This window comes from Streptomyces glomeratus (assembly GCF_021462825.1).
Lineage (GTDB): Bacteria > Actinomycetota > Actinomycetes > Streptomycetales > Streptomycetaceae > Streptomyces > Streptomyces glomeratus.
Map to the genome: position 1 here is coordinate 70928 of NZ_JAKEEB010000033.1, position 12345 is coordinate 83272.

Sequence of the window (12345 nt, forward strand, 5' to 3'; positions counted from 1 at the left end):
GCGGATTCCGTGCGGCGGACTAGATCTCGTACGAGACCCGTGGCGACGCCAGCTCCACCGGCCCCGAGTAGACGGCGCGGGCGTCCGCCAGGTTGACCTGTGGGTCGGTCCACGGGGGGATGTGCGTGAGGATCAGGCGACGGGCGCCCGCGCGGGCGGCCGCCTCGCCGGCCTCTCGGCCGTTGAGGTGGAGGTCCGGGATGTCCTCCTTGCCGTGGGTGAAGGCGGCCTCGCACAGAAAGAGGTCCGTGCCGCGGGCGAGGCTCTCCAGGGCCTCGCTCGGACCCGTGTCGCCGGAGTACGTGAGCGACCTGCCGCCGTGCTCGACGCGGATGGCGTACGCCTCCACGGGGTGGCGCACGCGTTCCGTGTGGACGGTGAAGGGGCCGATCTCGAACGTGCCCGGCTTCACCGTGTGGAAGTCGAAGACCTCGCTCATCGAGGAGGCCGAGGGGGTGTCGGCATAGGCGGTGGTCAGGCGCTGCTCGGTGCCTTCGGGGCCGTAGACCGGGATCGGGTCCGCCCGGCCGCCGTCATGGCGGTAGTAGCGCGCGACGAAGTACCCGAGCATGTCGATGCAGTGGTCGGCGTGCAGATGACTGAGGAAGATCGCGTCGAGGTCGTAGAGACCGCAGTGGCGCTGCAGCTCGCCCAGGGCGCCATTGCCCATGTCAAGGAGCAGCCGGAAGCCGTCGGCCTCGACGAGGTAGCTCGAGCAGGCCGAGTCCGCGGACGGAAACGACCCCGAGCAGCCGACGACGGTGAGCTTCATAAAGCTGGAACCTCCGCATGGCGATAAGTGCAGAAGGCAGGGACGGGGACGGTGACGGGGGTCGTGCGGTCCGTCGAGCGTAAGGCGCAAAACGGCGGGTCGCTCCTCCGCCAGGGGCCGTTGTGGGGGAACTCACCTGCGGTGTCACCGGTTCGGCTGGACCCGGGGCGCATGTGGCTTACCAGAGAGCGCGCGGGAGTTGAGGAGGGCGGGCGTCCTGGCACACGCGCCGGTACCGTCATCCATATGGACACGTCCTGGTGGCTGGCGCTGGCGGCGGTGGTGCTGCTCGCGCTGGTCGCGACGCTGGTGGACGGGTGGGGGCGCGGCAGGCGCCGCCGCCGTGCGGCCACGCGTCCGGCCGGCCGTGCCCGGGCGCATCCGCGGCCTGCCGAGATCTGGTGGGCGGACGTGCCCTCCCAGGGCCGGGCCGACGGCCGGGAGCGGCCGTGTCTGGTGCTGACGGTGCACGGGGACAGCGCCACGGTCGCCGAGATCACCAGCAGGTTCCACGACGAGCGCGCGGGCGTGATCCCGCTGCCGCCGGGCACGGTGGCCGACGCCCACGGCCGGCCGAGCTTCCTGGAGACGGACGAACTGCGTGATGTTCCGCTGTGGGACTTCCGGCGGCGGGTGGGCGTGGTGGACCCCGCGTTGTGGGACCAGGTGCGCTACCTCGCAGGATGAGCCGACGGCGGTAGAGGGCAGGCGGCTTCGGGGCCTGCGGCTCCAGGACTTGGCGCTTTATGACGTGCGGCTTCAGGGCTTGGCGCTTCATGACGTGCGGCTTCAGGGCTTGGCGCTTCATGACGTGCAGGCCTCATGGTGTGCGGGATTCATGGCTCGGCGGTCTCATCGCTCGGCGGTCTCATCGCTCGGTGATCTCATGGCTTGGTCACCCTCACCGTGACCGTCCACTGCTCGATGCCCAGGCACGACGTCTGACCGGGGCGCTTGGCGCACAGGGGGCGGCTCGCCGTGAGCCGTGCCGTTCCGGGAGCGACCGCCTCGAAGGCGGCGAGGGTGTCACCGGGCCGGCTGCCGAAGCCGGCGTTGGCGGCCTTCAGCGCGCCGCCCGTTGCGGTGACGGGGCTCCAGGGCCGGTCCTCGCTGCCGTGCAGGGTGAGTCGGATCCGCCCGCCCACCGTCAGGCACACGGTGCGGCCCGTGTCCGCGGCGGTGAGCAGGACCTCGGGCGTGCAGCCCTTCCCGGTCGCCGTGGGGGACGGCGGAACCGGGGCGGATGCCGAGGGCGGGACGGAGGGGGACGCCGACGGGGACACGGAGGGTGAGGCCGACGGGGAGGCCGAGGGCGCGGCCGTCCGCGACGGGGATCCTCCGGTGCCTGCCGCCCCTCCGTCCTGGCCGCCGCATCCCGCGAGGAGCAGCGCCGCCGCGGCGACGAGGGTGGTGGTGATGGTCCCGTGGGGGGTCGTACGGCGCATGGGGCGGCCGCCTTTCCTCAAGCCCGTGCCCGGTGTTGTGGTCCCTGCGCTGCTGTGACGTTTCTCCGGCGCATCGGGATCCCTGTCTCCAGCGCATCAGCTTCCCCGCACAACCGCCACCGGGCCCCGGCCGCAGGTGCGGCCGGGGCCCTTCGCACCGCGAGGTGCGCGGGACGGGTCAGCCGGTCGTCAGCGCGGTGTCGTCGACGACGAAGCTGGTCTGCAGGGAGGAGTCCTCGACCCCGCTGAACTTCAGGGTGACCGTGGAGCCGGCCAGCGAGGACAGGTCGAAGGTCTTCTGGGCGTAGCCCGAGGCGGCGTTGACGTTCGAGTACGTCGCCAGGGTCCGGGAGCCGGCGGTCACCGTCAGCTTGTCGTAGGCGGTGCTGCCGGACTCGGACGTGTCGATGTGCAGATAGAAGGTGAGGGTGGCCTTGCAGCCGGACGGGATGGTCACCGACTGGGACAGGGTGTCGGTGTGGCCGGAACCGTAGCCGTCGAGCCAGGCCTTGTAGGAGCCGCTGTGCGCCGCCTCACCGCTGTCGTTGGTGATGACGCCGCTGGTGGCGGTCCAGGTGGTGTTGCCGGACTCGAAGCCGGGGTTGCCGAGCAGCTGGGCGCCCGTGCAGGTGCCGCCGGAGGAGCCGACGGTCCAGGTGAAGGAGGCCGAGCCGGAGGCCCCGGTGGGGTCCTGGGCGGTGACGGTCACGCTGTAGGTGCCCGCCGTGGAGGCGGTGCCGGAGATCAGGCCGGTCGAGCTGTTGATCGACAGGCCGGTCGGCAGACCGGTGGCACTGTAGGTGAGGGCCGCTCCGGCGCTGTCGTTGGCCGAGATCTGGAGGCTGACCGAGCTGCCGGTCGTGGTGGACTGGTTGCCCGGGTTGGTGACGGTCACGGTGTTGCCGCTGCTGCTGCCGGAGGAGAAGGCGGCCGTGCCGTTGGGGGTGCCCCAGCCGGTCGGGCCGTCGTAGCCGGTGCGTGCGGTGCAGAAGTACGAGGTGGAGCAGCTGCCGTTGCTGCCGCTGGTGACGTCGTACAGGTTCGAGGTGTGGGAGTACGGGTACTTCGCCGGGTAGTCGCCGGAGCCCGGGGTGCCCGCGAGGGCGTAGACGCCGGCGATGATCGGGGCGGAGGCGCTGGTGCCGCCGTAGACCGCCCAGCCGGAGCCGCCGTAGGTGTCGTAGACCGCGACGCCGGTGGCCGGGTCGGCGACCGCGGAGACGTCGGCCTCCATGCGCTTGGCGCAGCCGGTGTCGGTCTGCCAGCTCGGCTTGGGGTCGTAGGCCGAGCAGCCGGAGCCGGTGCCCTCGGTGGAACTGGTGTTCCACACGGACTCGCTCCAGCCGCGGGAGTTGGAGGCGGTGGTCAGCGCGGTGCCGCCGACGGCGGTCACGTACTGGGAGGTCGCCGGGTACTCCGCGCCGTAGCCCTCGTCACCCGCGGAGACGGTGATCGCGACGCCCGGGTGCTTGAAGTACTGGGTGTCCTCACCGGTCTGGGAGGAGGACTCGGAGCCGCCCCAGCTGTTGGAGACGAACTTCGCGCCGAGGGCGACGGCCTCGTTCTCCGCGGTGCCGAGGTCGGTGTCCGTCGCCGAGTTGGCCTCGACGAGGATGATGTTGCAGTTGGGGCAGACGGCGCTGACCATGTCGATGTCGAGCGCTTCCTCGCCGGCCCAGCCGGTGTCGTTCGCCGGGAGCGAGGTGGTGGAGCCGGTCTGGCCGACCTGCTTGAAGCAGCCGTTGGCCTTCGTGCACGCCGAGAGGCCGTACGTCGAGCGGTAGGTGGCCAGGTCGGACTCGGCGTTGGGGTCGTTGTACGCGTCGACCACCGCGACCGTGAGGCCGGAGCCGCCCGTCGAGGGCAGGTTGTAGGCGCTGTGCAGGTTGGCGGGGCTCAGGCCGGAGGGCGCGGCGGCCACCGCCGCGGCGAGCCGCTGCCTGATGTCGGTGCGCCGCTGGGCGAAGCAGGACGCGTGGCCCGCGCTCGGCTTGCCGCACAGGTGCTCGGTCGGCACCTTCTGGCCCGCCCTGCCGGTGGCGTGGACGGTCTGTGCCTTGGGGTCCGTCAGCGCCTTGGCGTTCTGGGTGACGGGGCCGGAGTGGGAGGAGTGCGCGGTGCCGGGGACGCCATGGGCCCCGGCGGCCGGTGCCGCCATGAGACCGGCGACGGTGAGGGCAAGAGCGGGGACGGCGGCGGTCAGAAGTCTTCGCAGGCTCCGTCGCCGCTTGCTCGGGCGTGACTCACGCATGGGGGTGCTGCCTCTCTCGGTTTGAGGCCGGCGCCGCGCAGACCTGGGTGGGGCCGTACGCGGAGCCACAGCCGGAAGTGGGGATTCACGAGCTGAGTGACAGGCCGTGAAACGCGTAGCGGCGGTGGACGCACGATCATGGGCATGACACTTGAATCACTGTGAACACCCTGCGATGGCGAGTGAGCGTGACATGACAGGGTGCGGGCAGAACGTAACCCGGACCACGGAAGGAGAGGCATACCCGGAGGGAGATCTTTGCCGCGCCATGAGCAGCGCTTAGCCCCCTCATTAGGAGGAGGTTGGCGCGTTGAGGAGAGGCAGGCGACCGGAGGCTGGTGACCGGAGTCAGAGGTCGGTCGGCAGCCGGCGGCGACTCTCCGACTCAGGTCACTAGGCCCAGAGCTGGCCCTGGAGTGTCTCGATCGCCTCTTCCGTCGTGGCGGCCGTGTAGACGCCGGTCGAGAGGTACTTCCAGCCACCGTCGGCCACCACGAAGACGATGTCGGCGCTCTCGCCCGCCTGGACGGCCTTCTTTCCGACACCGAGGGCGGCGTGCAGGGCCGCACCGGTGGAGATGCCCGCGAAGATCCCTTCCTGCTGGAGGAGTTCACGGGTACGGGCCACCGCGTCCGCAGAGCCGACCGAGAAGCGGGTGGTCAGCACGGACGCGTCGTACAGCTCCGGTACGAAGCCCTCGTCGAGGTTGCGCAGCCCGTACACCAGGTCGTCGTAGCGGGGCTCCGCCGCGACGATCTTCACGTCCGGCTTGTGCTCGCGCAGAAAGCGGCCCACGCCCATCAGCGTTCCCGTGGTGCCGAGGCCGGCCACGAAGTGGCTGACGGAGGGCAGGTCGGCGAGGATCTCGGGACCGGTCGTCGCGTAGTGCGCACCCGCGTTGTCCGGGTTGCCGTACTGGTAGAGCATCACCCAGTCCGGATGCTCGGCCGCGAGCTCCTTGGCGACGCGCACGGCGGTGTTGGAACCGCCCGCGGCCGGACTGGAGATGATCTCGGCGCCCCACATGCCCAGCAGGTCACGGCGCTCCTGGGAGGTGTTCTCCGGCATCACGCACACCATGCGGTAGCCCTTGAGCTTGGCCGCCATGGCCAGGGAGATGCCCGTGTTGCCCGACGTGGGCTCCAGGATCGTGCAGCCGGGGGTCAGCCGGCCGTCCTTCTCCGCCTGCTCGATCATGTGGAGTGCGGGCCGGTCCTTGACCGATCCGGTCGGGTTGCGGTCCTCCAGCTTGGCCCAGATACGGACGTCGGGGGACGGCGACAGCCGCGGCAGGCACACCAGAGGGGTGTTGCCCACCGCGGCCAGCGGGGAGTCGTAGCGCATCGGTGATCAGCGACCGTCAGGCCATGCCGCCGGCGACCGCCGGCAGGATCGTGACATTGTCGCCGTCGGCGATCTTGGTGTTGATGCCGTCGAGGAAGCGGACGTCCTCGTCGTTCAGGTAGACGTTCACAAAGCGGCGCAGTTCGCCGCCGGCGCCCTCGTCGACGATACGGGCCTGGATGCCCGCGTGGCGGGTCTCGAGGTCGGCGAACAGCTCGGCGAGGGTCTCCCCGTTGCCTTCGACGGCCTTCTGACCGTCTGTGTACTGGCGGAGGATGGTGGGGATGCGGACCTCGATGGCCATGGCTTTGGGCTCCTGTCGGGAGAGATCAGGTCGGTGGGCGCGCGTCAGCGCGAGGAAACACCGGCTGCGCCGGTTGCGACGCCGCGGCCCACGGCCGTGCGGCGGCAGGGCGGCGTCAACAGATGGCGCTGTTCAGCCTGCACAGGTCGACGTGCAGCCGCGCCACGAGCAGCGTGCCCGGCGTCTTCTTGCTCACGTCGTGGAAAACCATGGGCTCATCGTATCGATTCCCCCACCGGTGTCCGGAGTGTGATCTCGCATGGTGGATGAGTTCTGACCGAATCACGGGATCAGTAGCTCTCCACCACGGTGACCTCCTCCTCCGTCACCTCGCCCTCCACGATCCGGAACGAGCGGAACTGGAAGGGGCCCGCGCCGTCCGTGTCGGCGGTGGACACCAGGACGTAGTGGGCGCCCGGCTCGTTGGCGTAGCTGATGTCCGTGCGGGAGGGGTACGCCTCGGTCGCGGTGTGGGAGTGGTAGATGACCACCGGTTCCTCGTCGAGGTCGTCCATCTCCCGGTACAGCTTGAGCAGGTCGCCGGAGTCGAACTCGTAGAACGTGGGGGAACGGGCGGCGTTCAGCATCGGGATGAACCGCTCGGGGCGGCCGGAGCCCGCCGGACCGGCGACCACGCCGCACGCCTCGTCGGGGTGGTCCTGGCGGGCGTGGGCGACGATCCGGTCGTACAGGGCCTGGGTGATGGTCAGCATGACGGTCAGGATAAGAGAAGGGCCGTTCCGTACCGAGAGGTGGTACGGAACGGCCCACATGGTGAGCGGTGCGCTCAGCCGACCTTCTCCAGCTCCGACTCGCGGCGCTGGGTGACCTCCGGGTTGCGGGCCTTCAGCACGGCCCAGCCGATGGCCAGGGCGGCCGCCCACACGGCCATCACGTACAGGCAGACGCGGGAGTCGGCGTCGTACGCGATCAGGCAGGTGACGAAGAGCAGGAACGCGATGGCGATCCAGCTGCACACCGCGCCGCCCGGCGCCGGGAAGGAGGAGGCGGGCAGCCGGCCCGCGTCGACCGCGCGGCGGTACAGGACGTGGCTGACCAGGATCATCAGCCAGGTCCAGATGCCGGCCGCGGTGGCCACCGAGGTGACATAGCCGAAGGCCTTCTCCGGGACGATGTAGTTGAGGATCACGCCGATGCCCATGAAGGCGACCGAGACGGTGATGCCGAGGGCCGGGGTCTTGGACGCCGACAGCTTGCTGAAGACCCGGGGCGCCTCGCCGTTGTCCGCCAGGGTGCGCAGCATACGGCCCGTGGAGTACATGCCGGAGTTGCAGGACGACAGGGCCGCGGTGAGCACCACGAAGTTGACGATTCCGGCGCCGGCCGGGATGCCGATCATGGCGAACGCCTTCACGAAGGGGCTGACGCCCGGCGCGAACTCGGTCCACTTCACCACGCACAGGATGACGGTGAGGGCGCCGACGTAGAACAGGGCGATACGCCAGGGCAGGGTGTTGATGGCCTTCGGGAGGGTCTTCTCCGGGTTCTCCGACTCACCGGCCGTCACACCGACCAGCTCGACGGCGAGGTAGGCGAACATGACGCCCTGCAAGGTCATCAGCGAGGAGCCGATGCCCTTGGGGAAGAAGCCGTCGAACTGCCAGAGGTTGGAGACCGAGGCGGTGTCACCGGCCGCGCTGAAGCCGAAGGTGAGCACACCGAGACCGATCACGATCATGCCGACGAGCGCGGTGACCTTGACCATCGAGAACCAGAACTCGATCTCGCCGAACAGCTTCACCGAGATCAGGTTGGCCACGAAAAGGACCACCAGGAAGACCAGTGCCGTCACCCACTGCGGGATGTGCGGGAACCAGTAGTGGACGTAGATCGCGGCGGCCGTCAGCTCGGCCATGCCGGTCACCACCCACATCAGCCAGTACGTCCAGCCGGTGAAGTAGCCGAAGAACGGGCCGATGAACTCGCGGGAGTACTCCGCGAAGGAGCCCGAGACCGGGCGGTAGAGGAGCAGCTCGCCGAGTGCCCGCATGATGAAGAAGATGATCACGCCCGCGAGGGCGTACATGAGGATCAGGCTGGGCCCGGCCTTGGCGATGTTCGCCCCGGCACCCAGGAAGAGGCCGACGCCGATGGCGCCGCCGATCGCGATCATCTGGACCTGGCGGCTGCCGAGCCCGCGCTCGTACCCCTCCTCGGGGGCGTCGCCGCCCACGGCCTCACTGCCGTCGTACTGCTTGCCGACCTGCGATGAGGTCATGTTGGTGCGCCTTTCTCCACGCCGGCCCGAGCCAGTCCCATGGCTTCGGACCGGGTTCCGATCCCCCCGGATGAAATGGAGTTGTGCCTGGCCGGCGATCCGCCGACTCGGTGGCGCACCCGAGTGGACAGGGGTGGTGTCCCTCGGGCGGTCGTGAAGATTTATCACGGCCGCAACATTGATCGGCGGCGCGACATGTGACGCACCGCACGGGAAGAAGGGGACAAAAAACTACCGGAAGGGACAAATACGGCCGCAACGGTGATGCGATCGTTATCCGGATTTGAGCGTCCTCTGAGCGAACACCGGAGGGCGGCCCGAAGGGGGACGATGTCCGTACTTCAGGGCATACGTCGGGACGCCCTCAGGGCAGAAGGGTCGTGACGAGGGTTTCCTGGAGGCCGCCGAGCCACAGGTACGCCATCACCATCGGCTTGCGCGGATCCTCGTCCGGCAGCTCGTAGAGGTGATCGGTGTCGTCCTCGTCGAGGATCTCCAGCCGGGAACCGATCGCCAGACGCAGGTCGTTGAGGGCGCCCAGCCACTGCTCGGAGTCCCCGCGCGTCAGCTTCAGCACCCCGCCCTCCCCGCTCGCCGAGGTCAGGCCGTCCAGCGAGCGGATCACCGCCAGGGCGTTCTCCCGCTTGCGCGCGCGCAGGTCGTTCTCGGTGAAGCGGCGGAACTCCGCGGAGTACACGCGCCGCTCGTCGGCCTCCTCCGGCGAGACCGGCTCCCCGCCGGGGCCGCCGTAGGCGTCCGGGAACAGGCGGCGCAGCACCGGGTCGGAGGGCGGTTCGCTCGGGCCCTCCGCGAACAGCTCGGCGAGCGGGTCGTCGGGGGCGTCCTCGGCCGGGCCGGGCCCGATGAGTTCCAGCAGCTGAACGGCCAGCGACCGGATGATGGAGATCTCGACGTCGTCGAGCGCGACGGCCGCGCCGCCGCCGGGGAGCGGTTCGAAGTGTCCTGGCATGGGTCTTTTCGCTGCTTGACGGATCTGCGGCTGGCGCTACTTGCGGTCCTGCTGAAGGGTGGCCCACAGACCGTAGCCGTGCATGGCCTGCACGTCGCGCTCCATCTCCTCGCGCGTCCCGCTGGAGACGACCGCCCGGCCCTTGTGGTGGACGTCGAGCATGAGCTTGGTGGCCTTGTCCTTGGAGTACCCGAAGTACGCCTGGAAGACATACGTCACATAGCTCATCAGGTTGACCGGGTCGTTGTGGACGATCGTCACCCAGGGGACGTCCGGTTCCGGGACGGCGAACTCTTCCTCCGCCGACTCGGTCTTCTCGATCTCAAGGGGTGCGGGAGCCGTCACACGGCCCATGCTGCCATCCCGAGGGGGGGCTCGCACAAACGGACACCCCCACCACCGGCATAAATCGTCAGATTGACGAGATGGGAGTACGATCAGCGCCCATGAACACTGCGGACCTTGGGCTGCCGGTGGACGTTCCCTCGACGGCGCTCTTCACCGACCACTACGAACTGACGATGCTGCAGGCCGCTCTCGCCGCGGGTAGCGCCGGGCGGCGCTCCGTCTTCGAGGTCTTCACCCGCCGGCTGCCGGAGGGCCGCCGCTACGGCGTCGTGGCCGGCACCGGACGGGTCCTGGACGCCGTGGAGAACTTCCGCTTCGACGCGGGCGTCCTCGGATTCCTGCGGGAGCGCGGGATCGTCGACGAGGAGACGCTCCGGTGGCTCGCCGCCTACCGCTTCCGCGGCGACATCTGCGGCTACCCGGAGGGCGAGGTGTACTTCCCGGGCTCGCCGATCATGCGGGTCGAGGGTTCCTTCGCCGAGTGTGTGCTCCTGGAGACCGTGATCCTTTCGATCCTCAACCACGACTCCGCCGTGGCGGCCGCCGCCTCCCGCATGTCCTCCGCCGCCGACGGCCGGCCGCTGATCGAGATGGGCGCCCGCCGCACCCACGAACTGGCCGCGGTCGCCGCCTCGCGCGCCGCGTACATCGGCGGCTTCACCACCACCTCGGACCTGGCGGCCGGCTTCCGGTACGGGATACCCACGGTCGGGACGTCCGCGCACGCCTTCACGCTCCTGCACGACAGCGAGCGGGACGCCTTCCGGGCCCAGATGGAGTCGCTGGGCCGGGGCACCACGCTGCTGGTGGACACCTACGACGTCGCCGAGGCCGTGCGGCTGGCCGTCGAGGTGGCCGGGCCCGAGCTGGGCGCCGTCCGCATCGATTCCGGCGATCTGCTGGTGGTCGCGCACCGGGTCCGGCATCAGCTGGACGCACTGGGCGCCACCCAGACGAAGATCACCGTGACCTCGGACCTGGACGAGTACGCGATCGCCTCACTGCGGGCGGCCCCGGTGGACGCGTACGGCGTCGGCACCCAGGTGGTCACGGGCTCCGGGCACCCCACCTGCTCGATGGTCTACAAGCTGGTCGCCCGGGCCGAGTCGGCGGATCCCAAGGCCCCGCTGGTGCCGGTCGCGAAGAAGTCGAGCGGCGGCAAGACGTCCATCGGCGGACGCAAGTGGGCGGCTCGGCGGCTCGACGAGGACGGGGTGCCCGAGGCCGAGGTCGTGGGCACCGGGCCGGTGCCGGACGAGCTGGCGGACCGGCAGCTGCTGGTCCAGCTGGTCAAGGGCGGAGAGATCGTGACCCGCGAGCCACTGGACGTCGTGCGCGACCGGCACATGGCCGCACGCGCCGATCTGCCGCTGTCGGCGACCCAGCTCTCGCGCGGGGAACCCGTGCTTCCGACCGAGTACCTCTGACCGGGTGCCTGGGGGGGATACGACACCAGCGCACCCGCGCACCGGACCGACCACCTCGCGCCCCCTCCCGCCCGCCCCGGGAAGTCTCTAGGCTCGGTAGTTCGTACAGACGGCCGGGCCCCGTACCCCTCCCCCTGTCGAACCGCTGCCGACCCGAAGGACACCGACCATGCGCCGCGCCTTGATCGTCGTAGACGTGCAGAACGACTTCTGTGAAGGCGGCAGCCTCGCGGTGGCCGGAGGTGCCGACGTGGCCGCCGCGATCACCGAGCTGATCGGGCAGGCTCCCGCCGGGTACCGCCACGTCGTGGCCACCCGGGACCACCACATCGCGCCGGGCGGGCACTTCGCCGACAACCCCGACTATGTGCACTCGTGGCCCGCGCACTGCGTGGCCGGCACCGAGGGCGTGGGCTTCCACCCCAATTTCGCCCCGGCGGTCGCCTCCGGAGCGATCGACGCCGTCTTCGACAAGGGGGCGTACGCGGCGGCCTACAGCGGGTTCGAGGGGGTCGACGAGAACGGGCTGCCGCTGGGCGACTGGCTGCGGGAGCGCGGGATCGACGAGGTGGACGTGGTGGGCATCGCCACGGACCACTGTGTGCGCGCCACCGCCCTGGACGCCGTCCGCAACGGCTTCCGCACCCAGGTGCTGCTGGACCTGACCGCCGGGGTGTCCGAGGAGACCACGGAGCGGGCGCTCGCGGAGCTCCGGGAGGCCGGGGTGGAGCTGTCCGGCAAGCCGGTGGTGTAGCCGCGGCTCACGCCTGCGGTGCCTTCTGCCGCAGCAGGGCCCTGATCGGGCGCCACAGCTCCTGCGGCAGTTCCTGGCCCTCGCTGCCGGGGGCCGTGCGCCATATCAGGCCGTCGGGATGGTGCAGGACCGCGGTGATCTCGTCGGGGGTCGGCGGGGCCGCGTTGCCGCGCAGATACACCGCGCGCAGGCCCAGATTGCGCAGGCGCGTCAGCGCCCGGGCGCGGTTCTGGGCGAGCACCAGCACGCGGACGAGACCGCCCGCCGAGCCCGGGCTGGGCAGGTTCAGCGCCACCACCACACTGCCGCTCGGCAGCTTGCAGAAACCTCCTGCGGCCATGCCCTTTCACACCCCCGTGAGAACTGATGTCAATAAGAGAGCCACAGGACGCACCTAAACACGATCGGCCGCGACCCGCCAGGGGGTCGCGGCCGATCACGCTCCGACCTGCACAAACGCTGTTCTGTTTGTGAGCTGCTCCACTCCGGAC

Annotated in this window: 14 protein-coding genes; 3 read left to right on the plus strand and 11 right to left on the minus strand. The window is 70.1% G+C overall.

Annotated features, from left to right (window positions below; all coding sequences use genetic code 11):
- Positions 1 to 19: 19 nt before the first annotated feature.
- Positions 20 to 772, minus strand: coding sequence for an MBL fold metallo-hydrolase (locus LZ604_RS28470; protein ID WP_234518549.1), 753 nt, complete (start codon positions 770 to 772; stop codon positions 20 to 22).
- A gap of 246 nt (positions 773 to 1018) precedes the next feature.
- On the opposite strand from LZ604_RS28470, the gene LZ604_RS28475 reads away from it, so the two are divergent.
- On the plus strand, positions 1019 to 1459 hold the full coding sequence (locus LZ604_RS28475) for a type II toxin-antitoxin system PemK/MazF family toxin (protein ID WP_234518550.1): 441 nt from the start codon (positions 1019 to 1021) through the stop codon (positions 1457 to 1459).
- Positions 1460 to 1656: 197 nt separating this feature from the next.
- On the opposite strand, the gene LZ604_RS28480 is transcribed toward LZ604_RS28475, so the two are convergent.
- From LZ604_RS28480 to clpS, 9 genes are all read right to left on the minus strand, one after another.
- A complete protein-coding gene (locus LZ604_RS28480; RefSeq protein WP_234518551.1) occupies positions 1657 to 2217 on the minus strand; it encodes a hypothetical protein in 561 nt (186 codons plus the stop codon).
- Positions 2218 to 2395: 178 nt separating this feature from the next.
- Complete coding sequence (locus LZ604_RS28485) at positions 2396 to 4468, minus strand: putative Ig domain-containing protein (protein ID WP_234518552.1); 2073 nt, start codon at positions 4466 to 4468, stop codon at positions 2396 to 2398.
- Between the two features lie 393 nt (positions 4469 to 4861).
- A complete protein-coding gene (locus tag LZ604_RS28490; RefSeq protein WP_234518554.1) occupies positions 4862 to 5812 on the minus strand; it encodes a PLP-dependent cysteine synthase family protein in 951 nt (316 codons plus the stop codon).
- Between the two features lie 16 nt (positions 5813 to 5828).
- Positions 5829 to 6116, minus strand: a complete 288-nt coding sequence (locus LZ604_RS28495) for a MoaD/ThiS family protein (protein ID WP_234518556.1) — start codon at positions 6114 to 6116, stop codon at positions 5829 to 5831.
- Positions 6117 to 6231: 115 nt separating this feature from the next.
- Positions 6232 to 6327 (minus strand): putative leader peptide, encoded by a 96-nt coding sequence (locus tag LZ604_RS36390; protein WP_344415113.1) that lies wholly within the window; start codon positions 6325 to 6327, stop codon positions 6232 to 6234.
- A gap of 79 nt (positions 6328 to 6406) precedes the next feature.
- Positions 6407 to 6829, minus strand: coding sequence for a M67 family metallopeptidase (locus LZ604_RS28500; RefSeq protein ID WP_234518558.1), 423 nt, complete (start codon positions 6827 to 6829; stop codon positions 6407 to 6409).
- Between the two features lie 74 nt (positions 6830 to 6903).
- Positions 6904 to 8355 (minus strand): amino acid permease, encoded by a 1452-nt coding sequence (locus LZ604_RS28505; RefSeq protein ID WP_234518560.1) that lies wholly within the window; start codon positions 8353 to 8355, stop codon positions 6904 to 6906.
- A gap of 364 nt (positions 8356 to 8719) precedes the next feature.
- The gene (locus tag LZ604_RS28510; RefSeq protein WP_234518562.1) at positions 8720 to 9325 is read right to left on the minus strand and encodes a DUF2017 domain-containing protein; all 606 of its coding nucleotides are present in this window, start codon (positions 9323 to 9325) and stop codon (positions 8720 to 8722) included.
- A gap of 36 nt (positions 9326 to 9361) precedes the next feature.
- Positions 9362 to 9679 (minus strand): ATP-dependent Clp protease adapter ClpS, encoded by a 318-nt coding sequence (clpS, locus tag LZ604_RS28515; RefSeq protein WP_234518563.1) that lies wholly within the window; start codon positions 9677 to 9679, stop codon positions 9362 to 9364.
- Between the two features lie 92 nt (positions 9680 to 9771).
- On the opposite strand from clpS, the gene LZ604_RS28520 reads away from it, so the two are divergent.
- Together LZ604_RS28520 and LZ604_RS28525 are read left to right on the plus strand one after the other, a co-directional pair.
- Positions 9772 to 11100 carry a nicotinate phosphoribosyltransferase gene (locus tag LZ604_RS28520; protein WP_234518566.1) on the plus strand — a complete coding sequence of 443 codons (1329 nt, stop codon included), beginning with the start codon at positions 9772 to 9774 and terminating at the stop codon, positions 11098 to 11100.
- Between the two features lie 169 nt (positions 11101 to 11269).
- Positions 11270 to 11854 (plus strand): nicotinamidase, encoded by a 585-nt coding sequence (locus tag LZ604_RS28525; RefSeq protein ID WP_234518567.1) that lies wholly within the window; start codon positions 11270 to 11272, stop codon positions 11852 to 11854.
- A gap of 7 nt (positions 11855 to 11861) precedes the next feature.
- Here the strand turns inward: LZ604_RS28525 and LZ604_RS28530 are convergent, their stop codons facing one another.
- Positions 11862 to 12194 (minus strand): hypothetical protein, encoded by a 333-nt coding sequence (locus LZ604_RS28530; RefSeq protein WP_234518568.1) that lies wholly within the window; start codon positions 12192 to 12194, stop codon positions 11862 to 11864.
- Between the last annotated feature and the right edge of the window lie 151 nt (positions 12195 to 12345).